At 63.5% G+C, this 15,465-nt stretch carries 13 protein-coding genes and 1 riboswitch; of the genes, 9 read left to right on the top strand and 4 right to left on the bottom strand.

Going from position 1 to position 15,465, the window contains the following annotated elements; genetic code table 11:
• Window positions 1–8 precede the first annotated feature (8 nt).
• On the top strand, window positions 9–1,133 hold the full coding sequence (locus LT40_RS10310) for a mechanosensitive ion channel family protein (RefSeq protein WP_052393383.1): 1,125 nt from the start codon (window positions 9–11) through the stop codon (window positions 1,131–1,133).
• Window positions 1,134–1,150: 17 nt separating this feature from the next.
• Here the strand turns inward: LT40_RS10310 and LT40_RS10305 are convergent, their stop codons facing one another.
• On the bottom strand, window positions 1,151–2,974 hold the full coding sequence (locus LT40_RS10305) for a monovalent cation:proton antiporter-2 (CPA2) family protein (protein ID WP_043189657.1): 1,824 nt from the start codon (window positions 2,972–2,974) through the stop codon (window positions 1,151–1,153).
• A 90-nt stretch (window positions 2,975–3,064) separates the two neighbouring features.
• Window positions 3,065–3,284, top strand: a riboswitch (cobalamin riboswitch).
• Between the two features lie 129 nt (window positions 3,285–3,413).
• Here LT40_RS10305 and LT40_RS10300 point away from each other — a divergent pair.
• From LT40_RS10300 to LT40_RS10280, 5 genes are read left to right on the top strand one after another with little or no spacing between them, the layout of a single operon-like run.
• Window positions 3,414–3,605 carry a CbtB domain-containing protein gene (locus tag LT40_RS10300; RefSeq protein WP_043189655.1) on the top strand — a complete coding sequence of 64 codons (192 nt, stop codon included), beginning with the start codon at window positions 3,414–3,416 and terminating at the stop codon, window positions 3,603–3,605.
• A gap of 11 nt (window positions 3,606–3,616) precedes the next feature.
• Complete coding sequence (locus LT40_RS10295) at window positions 3,617–4,294, top strand: CbtA family protein (RefSeq protein ID WP_043189653.1); 678 nt, start codon at window positions 3,617–3,619, stop codon at window positions 4,292–4,294.
• Between the two features lie 5 nt (window positions 4,295–4,299).
• Window positions 4,300–4,725 (top strand): cobalamin biosynthesis protein, encoded by a 426-nt coding sequence (locus LT40_RS10290; protein WP_043189652.1) that lies wholly within the window; start codon window positions 4,300–4,302, stop codon window positions 4,723–4,725.
• 34 nt (window positions 4,726–4,759) lie between these two features.
• The gene (gene cobM / locus LT40_RS10285; RefSeq protein ID WP_043189651.1) at window positions 4,760–5,506 is read left to right on the top strand and encodes a precorrin-4 C(11)-methyltransferase; all 747 of its coding nucleotides are present in this window, start codon (window positions 4,760–4,762) and stop codon (window positions 5,504–5,506) included.
• Between the two features lie 26 nt (window positions 5,507–5,532).
• Window positions 5,533–6,519: a GlxA family transcriptional regulator gene (locus LT40_RS10280; RefSeq protein WP_043189650.1), complete on the top strand. Its 987-nt coding sequence runs from the start codon at window positions 5,533–5,535 to the stop codon at window positions 6,517–6,519.
• A 59-nt stretch (window positions 6,520–6,578) separates the two neighbouring features.
• Here LT40_RS10280 and nfuA read toward each other — a convergent pair whose 3' ends face one another.
• Window positions 6,579–7,163: a Fe-S biogenesis protein NfuA gene (nfuA, locus tag LT40_RS10275; protein WP_043189649.1), complete on the bottom strand. Its 585-nt coding sequence runs from the start codon at window positions 7,161–7,163 to the stop codon at window positions 6,579–6,581.
• A 77-nt stretch (window positions 7,164–7,240) separates the two neighbouring features.
• The gene (locus LT40_RS10270; protein ID WP_043189647.1) at window positions 7,241–8,263 is read right to left on the bottom strand and encodes an acyltransferase family protein; all 1,023 of its coding nucleotides are present in this window, start codon (window positions 8,261–8,263) and stop codon (window positions 7,241–7,243) included.
• A 275-nt stretch (window positions 8,264–8,538) separates the two neighbouring features.
• On the opposite strand from LT40_RS10270, the gene metH reads away from it, so the two are divergent.
• The 3 genes from metH to LT40_RS10255 all read left to right on the top strand — a co-directional run bounded on the left by metH (window position 8,539) and on the right by LT40_RS10255 (window position 14,321).
• A complete protein-coding gene (gene metH / locus LT40_RS10265) occupies window positions 8,539–12,231 on the top strand; it encodes a methionine synthase (protein ID WP_043189645.1) in 3,693 nt (1,230 codons plus the stop codon).
• A gap of 288 nt (window positions 12,232–12,519) precedes the next feature.
• Window positions 12,520–12,951 (top strand): DUF1810 domain-containing protein, encoded by a 432-nt coding sequence (locus LT40_RS10260; protein WP_043189641.1) that lies wholly within the window; start codon window positions 12,520–12,522, stop codon window positions 12,949–12,951.
• A gap of 185 nt (window positions 12,952–13,136) precedes the next feature.
• Window positions 13,137–14,321, top strand: a complete 1,185-nt coding sequence (locus LT40_RS10255; protein ID WP_043189638.1) for an MFS transporter — start codon at window positions 13,137–13,139, stop codon at window positions 14,319–14,321.
• Here the strand turns inward: LT40_RS10255 and LT40_RS10250 are convergent.
• On the bottom strand, window positions 14,315–15,352 hold the full coding sequence (locus tag LT40_RS10250) for an alpha/beta hydrolase family protein (protein ID WP_043189634.1): 1,038 nt from the start codon (window positions 15,350–15,352) through the stop codon (window positions 14,315–14,317). The two genes, LT40_RS10255 and LT40_RS10250, sit on opposite strands and share 7 nt — an antisense overlap.
• Window positions 15,353–15,465 lie beyond the last annotated feature (113 nt).

The following is a 15,465-nucleotide window of genomic DNA, read 5'->3' as shown; positions in this document are numbered from 1 at the left end:
TTCGACCCATGGAATATGCCCTTCCCGAATCCTTGCTGGCCCGCGTGCCCCTGCCCTGGCTCAGCACGCTGATTGCCGCCGCCCTGGCCGTGTGCATTATCCTGCTGATCCGCTGGGTCGGCTTGATCATCCTGCGGCGGGTCTCCAAGTCCTTCGTGCTGGCCCAGCAACTGATCACCCGTGCCGAACAGCCGACCCTGTGGCTGATGCCACTCATGGGCCTGCAGGCGGTCTGGACCTCGGCGCCCGACGACTTGCTGATGATCAACACCGTGCGCCACCTCAATGGCATGCTGGTCACGGCCTGCCTGACCTGGCTGGGGTTGCGCTGCGTCAAGGCCGTGGCCACCACCATGACCATCAAGCACCCGCTGGACATCGAAGACAACCTCGCAGCGCGGCGCATCCAGACCCAGGTACGCGTGCTGGTACAGTGCCTCAACGTGTTGGTGCTGATCTTCGGCATTGCCCTGATCCTGATGACGTTCCCGGCCGTGCGGCAGATCGGCACCAGCCTGCTGGCGTCTGCCGGCCTGGCGGGATTGGCGGCCGGTTTCGCTGCCAAACCGGTGTTGGGCAACCTGATCGCCGGCCTGCAGATCGCCATTTCCCAGCCGATTCGCATCGACGATGTGGTCATCGTCGAAGGCGAATGGGGCCGCATCGAAGAAATCACCGGTACTTACGTCGTGGTGAAGATCTGGGACGAGCGGCGCATGGTCGTGCCCCTGCAATACTTCATCGAAAAGCCCTTCCAGAACTGGACCCGCAGCACGTCCAGCATCATCGGATCGGTGTTTCTCTGGGTGGACTACTCAGTGCCCCTGGAGGCATTGCGTGTGGAGACCAAGCGCCTGTGCGAAGAAATCCCGCACCTCTGGGACGGCCGCGTGGCGGTGTTGCAGGTGACCGACACCAGCGACAAGGCCATGCAGCTGCGGATTCTGCTGAGCTCGCTGGACTCGTCGCGCAACTGGGATGCACGCTGCTACGTGCGCGAGCGGCTGATCACCTTCGTCAACAACCGCTACCCTGAATGCCTGCCGCAACTGCGCGCCGAAATGTCGAGCCGCACACTGCACCCGGCCAACGAGGAAGGACCCACCGACGTCGTCCGCCAGCCGCCGGTTTGATTCTCCAACCCTGAGCCTCAGCGGCGCGGTGCGCCCTTGGCGGCAGCCTTCTCGTCCTGGCGATCGGATTCGAACAGCCGGGCCAGTTCCGCACGGGCTTCCTGGGCGGTTTGCATGACCTTGGCTTCATCGTCGTAGATGGCGTGCTGGGCTTGCAGCACTTGCTCGTCGTGACGCTTGAAGCGGTTGATGCGCGCATCGGCCTGGGACTGGCTCAAGCCCAGGCCAACCAACGTGCGCCGGGTGATTTCCAGGCTCGAGTAATAGGTTTCGCGAACCGCCTGTGCGCCGTGGTCGACCAACCGGTGTACATGCTGGCGGTTACGCGCGCGGGCGATGATCTTCACGTGCGGGTACAGCCGGTGGACGAGTTCGGCGGTCTTGATGTTGATCTCCGGATCGTCCGTGGCAATGACGAAATACTCGGCCTGCTCGACCTTGGCTGCGCGCAGGATTTCCGGGCGCAGCGGGTCGCCGTAGAACACGGGTAGATGGCCAAAGCTGCGCGAGAACTCGATGGACTCCACCGAGGTGTCCAACGCCACGAAGCTGATTTTCTGCGCACGCAGGATACGCGCCACGATCTGCCCCATCCGGCCCATGCCGGCGATCACCACGCGGGGCGCGTCGCTGTCGATCTCGCGGTATTCCTCGGGCACTTCCACGGGCGGCGTCTTGGTGCGCAACAGCCGTGCGCACAGCAGCAACAGCAAGGGCGTGAGCGCCATGGACAAGGTGATGGTCAGCAGCAGTGTGTCGTACAGGCGTGCGTCGAACAGGCCTTGGTCGCGGCCTATCTTGAACACCACGAAAGCGAACTCACCACCAGCGGCCAGCACGATACCCAGACGCACGGCGCTGAGCCGGCCAAGGCCGCCTGCCAGGCGACCGATCAGCATCAGCAGCGGCAACTTGATGCCGATCAGCAGCACGGTCAAGCCCAGCACCAGCGCGGGGTTTTCCAGCAGCAGGCTCAGGTTGGCGCCCATGCCGACGCTGATGAAGAACAGGCCCAGCAACAGCCCCTTGAACGGTTCGATCTGCGATTCCAGCTCGTGCCGGTATTCCGAATCGGCCAGCAGCAAACCTGCGAGGAAGGCGCCCAGGGCCATGGAAACGCCGGCCAGTTCCATCAGCCAGGCGGTGCCGATCACCACCAGCAGCGCCGTGGCGGTGGAGACTTCCTGCAAGCCGGTCCGCGCGACGATGCGAAACACCGGGCGCAACAGATAGCGTCCGCCGATCACTACCACGGCGATGCTGCCCAGTACCCGCAGGCTGTGATCCAGGGTACTGCCCTCGCCGGCATCGCCACCACCGCCGGCCAGCAGCGGGACCATGGCGATCAATGGGATCGCGGCGATGTCTTGGAACAGCAGGATGGCGAATGCCAAGCGGCCGTGTGGGCTGTTCAGTTCCTTGCGTTCGGCCAGGCTCTGCAAGCCGAACGCGGTCGACGACAGCGCCAGGCCCAGGCCCAGCACCACGGCGCTGTTCAGCGGCTGGCCGAAGCCGAGCAGCGCCACCGCGCCGATCACCACGGCGGTCAACAGCACCTGCGCCAGCCCGACCCCGAACACCGCCTTACGCATGACCCACAGGCGCTTGGGCGACAGTTCCAGGCCAATGATGAACAACAGCAGCACCACGCCCAGTTCGGAGATGTGACTGACGCTTTGCGGGTCGCCGACCCAGCCCAGCACTTGCGGGCCGATGACCACGCCGGCGAACAGATAGCCGAGCACGGCACCCAGTTGCAGGCGCTTGGCCAGCGGCACGGCGATCACCGCTGCCAGCAGGAACACCACGGCAGCTTGTAGCATGTTGCCTTCTTCGGGCATGGGGGAACTCCATTTCGTAGGGAGAAAGCGCGGACGGCGAGCGCATTCTACAGCGCTCGGCGCATTGACGATGCTGCGTCGGCATGATTTGCTAGGCGCCATCGTTTGGGTGCCCTTCACAGGGTGAAACGGGAAACCGGTGCGTGCCAACCTCGAGAGGCGTTGGTACAAGTCCGGTGCTGCCCCCGCAACGGTAAGCGAGAGAAGTGTCAGATCCACTGTGCTCCTGGGCATGGGAAGGCGACGCTTTCAAGGCTGGCTCATGCCGCCCCTCGCAAGCCCGGAGACCGGCCCAGACAGTCTTTGCTCGACAACTCCGCGGTGGGCGGGCGCTGTTGCAAGCATGGCGCGCCTGCGCCCGGCTTTCTTCGTGCGCGTGCCCGATCGTTGGTGCCACATACCGTGGACCATCGCCACCGGGACCACAAGAGGGAACGCCATGTCTACCACCGCCTCCACCCCCGAACACGTCCTGCCGTCCGCCGGCACCCTGGCGCAGCGCATCGCCCTGGCGATCGGCACCTTTCTGCTGGGCTGCTGCCTGGTAGGCTTCGCCGGCTTCTCGCACATCGAGGCGGTGCACAACGCCGCGCACGATACCCGGCACAGCGCCGCCTTTCCGTGCCATTGAGGAGCGCCGAGATGATCAGGCATATCGCACGAACCGCTGGTTTCAGCGGATTGTTGGCCGCCCTGCTGCTGACAGTGCTGCAGAGCTTGTGGGTCTCGCCGCTGATTCTTCAGGGCGAGACCTATGAAACCGCCTCTGCCCAGCACGAGCATGACGAGGCTTCCGCTGCCGGGCACGAACACGCCGAGGCCTGGGAGCCGGAAGACGGCTGGCAGCGCGTGCTATCCACCGCCGGAGGCAATCTGGTGGTCGCCGTGGGGTTCGCCCTGATGCTGGTGGCGTTGTATACGCTGCGCGCTCCTGGGCGCACTGCTCAGGGACTGTTGTGGGGACTGGGCGGATTCGCGGTGTTCTGTCTGGCGCCGAACCTGGGCCTGCCGCCGGAACTGCCCGGCACCCAGGCAGCGGACCTGATGCTGCGCCAGACCTGGTGGATAGGTACCGCGGCGTCCACCGCGGCAGGCCTGGCATTGCTGGTGTTCGGCCGTGGCACGCTGCTCAAAGCCCTGGGACTGGCCATCGTGTTGGTACCGCACCTGATCGGCGCGCCGCAACCCGAGCATCATTCGAGCCTGGCACCGCAGGCCCTGGAGCAGCAGTTCATCGTCGCCTCGCTGGTGACCAACGCCGTGTTCTGGCTGGCGCTGGGGCTTATCAGCGCCTGGTTGTTCCGCCGAGCCGGTCGCTGAAGCCGATGACAGCGCTGTGGGTCGGGTTCGGCTGTCGTGCGGGGTGCAGCGCGCAAGCGTTGCACGATCTGCTGGAGCAAACCCTGCTCGAACATGACCTGCCCTGGGCTGACGTGCGTGGCATTGCCAGCATTGATATGAAGGCGCATGAACCGGGGCTGGTGGCGCTGGCCGAACGTCTCGGTTTGCCGTTTGCCACCTATAGCCCCGAGGCCCTGGCACCTTATCAGGACCGCCTCAGCCATCATTCCGCTCGCTCATTCGCCGCCACTGGTTGCTTGGGCGTGTCGGAAAGTGCCGCGCTGGCCATGGCCGAGGATGGCATCCAGTGCGCCTCGATGCTGCGCGTCAGCCGACGGCATTCGGCGGTGGCAACCCTCGCCATCGCCTGCACTGAACCTCACCGTGGCTGCACACAGCGCTCAACTTGAATATCATTCACACCTTCGTTCATCAGGAATACCCATGACCGTTTACTTCATCGGCGCCGGACCGGGTGATCCGGAGCTGATCACCGTCAAGGGTCAGCGTCTGATCCGCCAATGCCCGGTGATCATCTTCGCCGGCTCGCTGGTGCCCGAAGCCGTGCTCGATGGGCACACTGCGCATCAGGTGCACAACAGTGCCGAGCTGCACCTGCAACAGATCATCGAAATCATCCAGCAGGCCCACGCCCATGGCGAGGATGTGGCGCGAGTGCACAGTGGCGATCCCGGGCTGTACGGCGCCATCGGCGAGCAGATCCGCTGCCTGCGCGAGCACGGCATCGACTATCAGATCATTCCGGGCGTTACCGCGACCGCGGCCTGTGCCGCGTTGCTTGGGGTGGAACTGACATTGCCCGACGTTGCACAGACGGTGATCCTCACTCGCTACGGCGACAAGTCGCCGATGCCGCCGGGAGAAAGCCTGGCCAGCCTGGCCCAGCACGGCGCTACTCTGGCCATTCATCTGGGGCTGAAAAACCTGGGCAAGATCGTCGCCGAGCTACTGCCCAGCTACGGCGCCGAGTGCCCGGTGGCCGTGATCCACAAGGCCAGCTGGCCGGACCAGGACTTCGTCCTGGGCACCCTGGCGGACATCCAGGACAAGGTCGCAGCCAAGGACTTTCGTCGCAGTGCGCTCATTCTCGTGGGCCACGTGCTGCAAACGGACAGCTTCGCCGATTCGGCGCTGTACCGCGCTGGCCATGCGCACCTGTATCGCTCCTGAACGCAACGGACTGCGAGGTTGCCCCCATGAAAGTGATCGCTTGCCTGATCTACCCCGGCGTGATGAGCCTGGACGTTACCGGCCCGATGCAGGTGTTCGCCTCGGCCAACGTCGAGCTGGTCCGTCAGGGCCTGGCGCCTTTGTACGAGCTGCAACTGCTGGGCGAAACATCCGGGCCCGTGGCGACTTCCGCCGGGCTGAAGCTGCACGCCGATGCCAGTTGGCTATCGACCGACTGCGCCACCCTGGATACGGTGTTGCTTCCCGGGGGCAGCAGCGATGCCGAGCAATGCGCCAACACTGCCCTGCTCACGTGGCTACGCGGCGCCGAGCCGCAGGTGCGCCGGCTGGGCTCGGTGTGTTCAGGCGCGCTGATGCTCGCCAGCGCCGGCCTGCTGGACGGCTTGATCGCCACTACCCACTGGGACGACGTCGAGGCCCTGCAGGGCTTCGCCAACGTACAGGTGCAGGGTGATCGGCTGCACACCTACGACCCCTCGGACAAGGATGGCCACAGCCACATCTTCACCTCGGCCGGTGTCACCGCCGGGATCGACCTGGCACTGGCCTTGATCGAGGCGGATCTGGGGCGACCCTTAGCCCTGGCCGTCGCCCGCCGCCTGGTGTTGTTCCTCAGGCGTTCGGGTGGGCAGACCCAGTTCAGTCCGCACCTGGCGCGGTGCAACGGGCCCACCTCGAGGCTTACCGAGTTGCTGGAGTGGATCGCGCTGAATCTGAGCGAGGACCTGTCCCTGGAAGCGCTTGCACAAAGATCTCACATGACGCCGCGCACGCTGTACCGGGTGTTCTTCGCCGAACTCAAGATCACCCCGGCGCGGCACATCGAACGGGTTCGCCTGGAAGCGGCACGGGCGATGATCCAGGGCGGACAGTTGTCGTTGCAGAGTGTGGCGCGACTGTGCGGCTACGGGCACGCAGAGAACCTGCGCCGCAGCTTTCAGAAAGTGCTCGGGGTGAGCCCCCAGGGGTATGCGCAACGCTTCGGCCAATAAGGGCCAGCACCGACGCTGCACAGGGGCAGCAAGTCGATGCTTTGCTTTAGCAACGCCAATCAGTAGTAGGCGTTTTCTTTCTGGGTGTGGTCGGTGACATCACGAACGCCCTTGAGCTCCGGGATGCGCTCGAGCAAGGTGCGCTCGATGCCGTCCTTGAGCGTGACGTCGGCTTGACCGCAGCCCTGGCAGCCGCCACCGAACTGCAGCACGGCGATACCGTCCTCGACCACGTCGATCAGGCTGACCTGCCCGCCGTGGCTGGCCAGGCCGGGATTGATCTCGGTCTGCAGGTAGTAGTTGATGCGTTCATTGACCGGGCTGTCGGCGTTGACCATCGGCACCTTGGCGTTGGGCGCCTTGATGGTCAGCTGGCCGCCCATGCGGTCGGTGGCGTAATCGACCACGGCATCGTCGAGAAAGGCTTCGCTCACCGAGTCGATCCAGGCGGTGAAGCTTTTCAGGCCCAGTGCGGTGTCTTCCGGTTTTTCTTCACCTGGCTTGCAGTAGGCAATGCACGTCTCTGCGTACTGGGTGCCTGGCTGGGTGATGAACACGCGAATGCCGATCCCGGGGGTGTTCTGCTTGCTCAGCAGATCGGCCAGGTAATCGTGCGCAGCGTCGGTAATCGTTATAGCGCTCATAGTGGTTCCTCACAGACTTGGCAGGAGTTTACGCGAATCCGGCGACGCTGACAAAGCCTGACTGTTTTGGTCGGGAATCAACCGGTGTGTGCCACCGCGCTGGAATCCAGGCGCGCGTCGGTCCACTGCTTGACCCGCTGGTACAGGCGCTTTTCGATCCACACGTAGCTGGCCCACGACACCAGGGCGATGGTTGGAATGCAAAACGCGAAGACCCAGTACGGGTTCAGGTGCCAGTGAACGCTCGCCAGCCAGCCGCCATAGAGCACCAGTACGTGCACCAGGTACACCGAATAGGAACAGTCGCCCAAGGTCTTGAGTACCCGGCTGCCACGGAAATGCGGCTCCATGGCCACGCAGGCGAGAACGATCAGTGCGCTTGGCAAGCCCCAGTGCAACAGCCGGTCGCTCGAATCCAGGTGGTAGATCAGCAGGACCGACACGATCACCACGGCCAACGGCAGCCAGAGACCCTGGGCGATCCAGCCGCGGCGATAGAGCATGCCGATCCCGATGCCGAGCAGGAACTCATAGATGATGTTGTTCTGATAGAAGCGGCTGACCACCCCGTACCGGCCCAGCACTTCGCTGACGGCGACCAGGGCGGCTGCCACGATCAACGGGCGGAAGCGTTGTGGCACGGTGAACACCAGCGAGAACAACAGGTAGAAGAACATCTCGTAGTTGAGTGTCCAACCCACGTTCAGCGTCGGGTACAGGCCATAGCCACCAGGGTTTTCCGAGGGAATGAAGAGCAGCGACAGGACGAAGTGCGGCAGGTCGATCGCAGCGTGCGGCAGCCATTGCCCCAGGCTGACCAGCATCAGCCCCATCAGCGCGGTGTACAGCCAATAGGCCGGGACGATGCGGATGATGCGGTTGAGCAGGAAGCGACCGGCCGGCATCTGCTTGCCTTGGGTGGACAGGTAGATGACCAACCCACTGATGACGAAGAAGATGTCGACACCTACTGCGCCTCGATCGGTGAAGAACTGGCCGACCGGGCCTGATGCGTGGAAGTCGAAGAATATCTGCATGAAGTGATGGCAAACCACGATCCAGGCAGCCAGGGCCCGTAGAGCTTGAAGCGAGATCAGCATGCGTACCGCCTTTTGCAACGAGAATTCGCGCCCCTTTTCGGGGCATTCCGGGGGGTGGGACTGCAAAAAACCGAAAAAGATCGCGCATTTCGTCGAGGGCCTGGCAGATACGCTTCCTCATTCAGCCCTCAGCCAGTGGGTCATGGCCAAGTATTAACGCATACTGGCAACATGAGCGAAATTCATGGCCCTACCCTTCGTGATCAAATAGCGCACAGGTTTGCTATCATCCGCCCCCTGTCGCAATGTCCGAATTTTCTGAAAGAGTGGTTCCCATGTCCGACCGCAGTGCTCGCCTTCAAGCCCTCCAGCAAGCCCTCAAAGAGCGCATCCTGATTCTCGACGGCGGCATGGGCACGATGATCCAGAGCTACAAGCTCGAGGAAGAGGATTACCGCGGTGAGCGCTTCGCCGACTGGCCCAGCGACGTCAAGGGCAACAACGATCTGCTGCTGCTCAGCCGCCCGGACGTGATCGCCGCCATAGAGAAGGCTTACCTGGACGCCGGTGCGGACATTCTGGAAACCAACACCTTCAACGCCACCCAGGTGTCCCAGGCCGACTACGGCATGGAATCGCTGGTGTACGAGTTGAACGTAGAAGGTGCGCGTGTGGCGCGCCAGGTCGCCGATGCGAAGACCCTGGAAACCCCGGACAAGCCACGCTTCGTGGCCGGCGTGCTGGGCCCGACCAGCCGCACCTGCTCGCTGTCCCCGGACGTCAACAACCCCGGCTACCGCAACGTCACCTTCGACGAACTGGTGGAGAACTACACCGAAGCCACCAAGGGCCTGATCGAGGGCGGCGCCGACCTGATCCTGATCGAGACCATCTTCGACACGCTCAACGCCAAGGCGGCGATCTTCGCCGTGCAGGGCGTGTACGAAGAGCTGGGCTTCGAGCTGCCGATCATGATCTCCGGGACCATCACCGATGCCTCGGGCCGGACCTTGTCCGGGCAGACCACCGAAGCCTTCTGGAACTCGGTGAGCCATGCCAAGCCCATTTCGGTGGGCCTCAACTGCGCGCTGGGCGCCAGCGAGCTGCGTCCGTACCTGGAAGAGTTGTCGAACAAGGCCGGCACGCATGTGTCCGCCCACCCCAACGCCGGCTTGCCCAATGCCTTCGGCGAATACGACGAATTGCCGTCGGAAACCGCGAAAATCATCGAAGAATTCGCCCAGAGCGGCTTCCTCAATATCGTCGGCGGCTGCTGCGGCACCACGCCCGGACATATCGAAGCCATCGCCAAGGCCGTGGCCGGCTACCCACCGCGGGCAATTCCGGGGATCCCCAAGGCGTGCCGCCTGTCGGGCCTGGAGCCGTTCACCATCGATCGCCAGTCTTTGTTCGTCAACGTCGGCGAGCGCACCAACATCACCGGTTCGGCGCGCTTCGCCCGCTTGATCCGCGAGGAGAACTACACCGAGGCCCTGGAAGTCGCCCTGCAGCAGGTGGAAGCCGGCGCTCAGGTGATCGACATCAACATGGACGAGGGGATGCTCGACTCGCAGAAGGCCATGGTCACCTTCCTCAACCTGATCGCGGGCGAGCCGGACATCTCTCGGGTGCCGATCATGATCGACTCCTCCAAGTGGGAAGTGATCGAAGCCGGGCTCAAGTGCATCCAAGGCAAGGGCATCGTCAACTCGATCAGCATGAAGGAAGGTGTCGACGCGTTCATTCACCACGCCAAATTATGCAAGCGCTATGGCGCTGCGGTGGTGGTGATGGCCTTCGACGAGGCCGGCCAGGCGGATACCGAAGCGCGCAAGAAGGAGATCTGCAAGCGCTCCTACGACATCCTGGTGGACCAGGTCGGCTTTCCGCCGGAAGACATCATCTTCGATCCGAACATCTTCGCCGTGGCCACCGGTATCGAGGAGCACAACAACTACGCCGTCGATTTCATCAATGCCTGCGCGTACATCCGCGATGAGCTGCCCCACGCCTTGACCAGCGGTGGCGTGTCCAACGTGTCGTTCTCGTTCCGTGGCAACAACCCGGTGCGTGAGGCGATTCACTCCGTGTTCCTGCTGCACGCCATCCGCAACGGTCTGACCATGGGCATCGTCAACGCCGGCCAGCTGGAGATCTACGACCAGATCCCGGCCGAGCTGCGTGACCGTGTCGAAGACGTGGTGCTCAACCGTACACCCGAAGGCACCGACGCCCTGCTCGCCATCGCCGACAAGTTCAAGGGCGATGGCAGCGTCAAGGAAGCCGAGACCGAGGAATGGCGTGGCTGGCCGGTCAACCAGCGCCTGGAGCATGCGCTGGTCAAGGGCATCACCACCCACATCGTCGAGGACACCGAGGAATCTCGGCAGTCGTTCAAGCGTCCGATCGAGGTCATCGAAGGCCCGCTGATGTCGGGCATGAACATCGTTGGCGACCTGTTCGGCTCCGGCAAGATGTTCCTGCCCCAGGTGGTCAAGTCGGCGCGGGTGATGAAACAGGCCGTGGCCCACCTGATTCCGTTCATCGAGGAAGAAAAAGGCGACAAACCCGAGGCCAAGGGCAAGATCCTGATGGCCACGGTCAAGGGCGACGTACACGATATCGGCAAGAACATCGTCGGCGTAGTGCTGGGCTGCAACGGCTACGACATCGTCGACCTGGGCGTCATGGTGCCGGCCGACAAGATCCTCCAGGTTGCCCGCGAACAGAAGTGCGACATCATCGGCTTGTCCGGCCTGATCACCCCGTCGCTGGACGAGATGGTGCATGTCGCCCGGGAAATGCAGCGCCAGGATTTCCACCTGCCCTTGATGATCGGCGGCGCGACCACGTCGAAGGCGCACACTGCGGTCAAGATCGAACCCAAGTACAGCAACGACGCGGTCATCTATGTCACCGACGCCTCGCGCGCGGTCGGCGTTGCCACCCAGTTGCTGTCCAAGGAGCTCAAGCCGGCGTTCGTCGAGAAGACCCGCCTGGAGTACATCGACGTTCGCGAGCGCACCGCCAACCGCAGCGCGCGCACCGAGCGCCTGAGCTATGCCCAGGCCGTCGCGGCCAAGGCCAGCTTCGACTGGAGCACCTACGCTCCAGTACAGCCGACGTTTACCGGCGCGAAGGTGTTGGACGATATCGACTTGAACGTGCTGGCCGAGTACATCGACTGGACGCCGTTCTTCATCTCCTGGGACCTGGCCGGCAAGTACCCGCGCATTCTCACCGACGAAGTCGTAGGCGAAGCGGCCACTGCCTTGTTCGAAGATGCCAAGGTGATGCTGCGCAAGCTGATCGACGAGAAGCTGATCCGTGCTCGCGCAGTGTTCGGCTTCTGGCCGGCCAACCAGGTGGACGATGACGACATCGAGGTGTACGGCGACGACGGCCAGCCGCTGGCCCGTCTGCACCACCTGCGCCAGCAGATCATCAAGACCGACGGCAAGCCGAACTTCTCCCTGGCCGACTTCGTGGCGCCCAAGGACAGCGGCGTGACGGATTACGTGGGTGGCTTCATCACCACGGCGGGCATTGGTGCCGAAGAGGTGGCCAAGGCCTATCAGGACAACGGCGACGACTACAACTCGATCATGGTCAAGGCCCTGGCCGACCGCCTGGCCGAGGCGTGTGCAGAGTGGCTGCACCAGCAGGTGCGCAAGGAGCACTGGGGTTACGACGCCGAGGAAACCTTGGACAACGAGGCGCTTATCAAGGAGCAGTACAAGGGCATCCGCCCTGCCCCTGGTTACCCGGCCTGCCCGGACCATACCGAAAAAGGCACGTTGTTCGACCTGCTCGACCACAACGGGCAGAGCGGCGTGACGCTCACCGAGCACTACGCGATGTTCCCGGCGGCGGCGGTTAGCGGCTGGTATTTCGCTCACCCCCAGGCGCAATACTTTGCCGTGGGCAAGATCGATCGCGACCAGGTGCAGAGCTACACGGCGCGCAAGCAACAGGATCTGACAGTCAGCGAGCGCTGGTTGGCGCCGAATCTGGGCTACGACAACTGAGTCACGCCTTGCAGGTACCGGTTCAGTTACGGCTGAACCAGTACACCGCAGTCGCCACCACGACCACCATCATGAAGGCTATGGCCCACGCATCGACATGACTGTCGCTCTTACGGGTCTTCACGGAATTGCTCATCGGCATCGTCTCTTGTGATTGTATTGGACGCTGGTTCCAGTAAAGATCAACAAAGGCCTTTCCACAAGTAGGGCTAAATGGACGAAGCTTGGGCGGAACTCGACGCGTGCTCAGCGGCCAGACATCCAAAGAGCCGCCTGTGGAGCCATGCCATGAACGATACCTTCGATCTCAACCGCTTCATCGACGCCCAGCGCGCGGTGTACCCCGATGTCCTCGAAGAGCTGCGCAGTGGCCGCAAACGCAGCCACTGGATGTGGTTCATCTTTCCGCAGCTGGCTGGCCTCGGTCATAGCGAGACGGCGCGCTTCTATGCGATCAGCGGCGCGGCAGAGGCGACGGCTTATCTGAACAATCCATTATTGGGTGCGCGCTTGCTGGAATGCACGCGCACGGTGCTGGAGCATTCCGGCCAGAGCGCCAAGGCGATGTTCGGCACCCCCGATGACATGAAGCTGCGCTCGTGCACGACCCTGTTTGCCAATGTTGCGCCGGAGCAAATGTGCTTTCAGCAGGTGCTTGATCGGTTTTTCCACGGCGACAGCGATGAGAAAACCATCGCGTTGCTGGAACACCCCCTGTAGCAGCGGCGCGAGCCGCGTCATGAGCCACGCGGCGTGCCTGATGCAAAGCGGTGAGGCTGGACGCGGCTTGCGCCGCTGCTAGAAAGGCGCGTTGTGTTGAGGTTGCAAATAATCGATAGCCTGCTTTGCTTTAACCAACGTCCCTTGTCCAAGGGGACCTCAACCGCACGCCTGCGAACGAGCTCATGACTGATTCTGCCCAACCCGTGTCGCCACCTGCCTCTATCACCCTGCAAATCATCTCCATCGTTTTCTATACCTTCATTGCCTTCATCTCCATCGGGCTGCCCATCGCGGTGCTGCCAGGCTACGTTCACGACCAGCTGGGGTTCAGCGCCGTGGCCGCAGGTGTGGTGATCGGCGCGCAATACCTGGCAACCTTGCTCAGCCGCCCCAGCGCCGGGCGCATGGCCGATGCCCTGGGCACCAAGCGCACCATCGTCTATGGGCTGATCGGTATCGGCATCAGCGGTGCGCTGACGTTCGCCTCGGTGTTCCTGCACAGCGTGCCGCAGTGGAGCCTGGGGGTGCTGATCGCCGGGCGTGTGGTCCTGGGCCTGGCCCAGGGCGCCATCGGGGTGGGCACCAGCAGTTGGGGCATCAGCCGGGTCGGCGCCGAACACATGGCCAAGGTCATTTCGTGGAACGGCATCGCATCCTACGGCGCAATCGCGATTGGCGCGCCCCTGGGCGTGTTGATGGTTGCCTTCGCCGGTTTCTGGAGCCTGGGCATTGCCTTGATGGCGTTGAGCGCCCTGGGCCTGTGGATGATTCGCAGTACGCCGGCCTCCCCCGTGGTGCGCGGCGAGCGCATGCCGTTCTGGTCTGCTTTCGGTCGGGTCGCCCCCCACGGCATGAGCCTGATGCTGGCATCGATCGGCTACGGTACGCTCACGACGTTCATCACCCTGTATTACGTGGAACGCGGCTGGGAAGGCGCGGCGTGGTGCCTGACGGCTTTCGGCATCAGCTTCATCGCGGCCCGGCTGGTGTTCATCAACAGCATCAACCATCTGGGCGGGTCTACCGTGGCCATGGCCTGCATCGCCACCGAAGTGGTCGGGCTGTGCCTGCTGTGGCTGGCGCCCTCGCCGGTGTTCACCCTGGCAGGTGCGGCGCTGGCGGGGTTGGGGTTGTCACTGGTCTATCCGGCGCTTGGCGTGCTGGCCATCCACAAGGTGCCTGGCACCAGCCGGGGCGCTGGGCTGAGTGCGTTCGCGGTGTTCTTCGACCTGGCCCTGGCGATTGCGGGGCCGGTGATGGGCGCCGTGGCGGCCGGGTTCGGTTATGGCTCGATCTTCGCCCTCGCGGCCGGACTTTCCCTGGTCGCTTTGGGCCTGACCGTGTGGCTCTCGCGGCAGGATCAGTGATCGGCGGTCTGCAGGCCTGCGCGTGAAGGCCGGCCGAGGGTATGGGTAAAGAATTTGCCGGCTTCGTGGATCAGGTCGCGGTGGATGCCTTCGCGGTCCACGCCATCGGCATCGGTACACAGTGCCGGCGAGGCGCTGCGTTGTTCGTCGCTGCAAGGAGCCATGAAGACGAAATGACCGGCACCGGGCAGCAGGCGATAGTCCGTGTTGCCGGGCAGTTTGCGCGCCAGCGCGTCGGCATTCTTGTCGATGGCTACCAACTGATCGTTGTCGCCGCTGTAGATAAGCGTTGGCAGGTGGACCTCGGCCAGGGTCTGGCGACCGAACATCAGGCTCAGCGGCGCCATCAATAACAGGGCGCGCACCCGTGGGTCTGCCTCGGGGGTGAGGTCGTCGCGGTCGGCTTCCAGTTCACCACGCGTCTGGCAGGCGTCGGCGTCGAACGGGCGCTCTTCGCAGTACTTGCGCAGGCGTTGCAGGTCGGGACGTGCGCCGGACAGGATCAGCGCCGTTTCGCCGCCCGCCGAGTAGCCGATCACGCCGACCGCATTGGCGTTGACGAACGGTGACAACATCGAATCGCCCAGCGCGGCGGTAATCGCCTGGGAAATCTGCAGCGGCCGACCGTAGAGGTTGCTCAGTTTACCCAGTCGACTGTGATCCTGCGCATTGTCGCCCGGGTGCACCACGGCCACGACGACGAAGCCTTTGCGCGTCAGCGCCGTGATCAAGTCATGCAAGGCCAACGGCGTGCCAGTGTTGCCGTGGGACAACATCAACAGCGGGAAACGACCGATCGCCACGGGCGCATCCTGCAGCGCGTCGATGCTGTAGCTGCCCAGGCGTGCGGGCCGCGTATGCCCTTGAGTCGGATAGAAGGCGTAGGCCTGCATCGGCTGCTCGTCGAGCGGATCGTTGAAGGTCAGCAGGTGGTAGCCCACGTTCCAGCGGGCATGGGGGTTCGCTTGAGCCTGCACCGAAAGCAGGCTCAACAGCAGCAGAGAAACGAGTACTGCACAACGACGGACCATCGCGGCGCTCTTCCTTGGCAAAACCTCGGGGGTAGGTTCTGACACAGCATAGGATGGGCCAAGTCACACCCCGGTTCCGTGAAATATTGCGCAGCCAGGCGCGCACCCCTCGG

It is taken from the genome of Pseudomonas rhizosphaerae, from assembly GCF_000761155.1.
Lineage (GTDB): Bacteria > Pseudomonadota > Gammaproteobacteria > Pseudomonadales > Pseudomonadaceae > Aquipseudomonas > Aquipseudomonas rhizosphaerae.
This window is presented reverse-complemented; position numbering and strand designations above follow the sequence as displayed.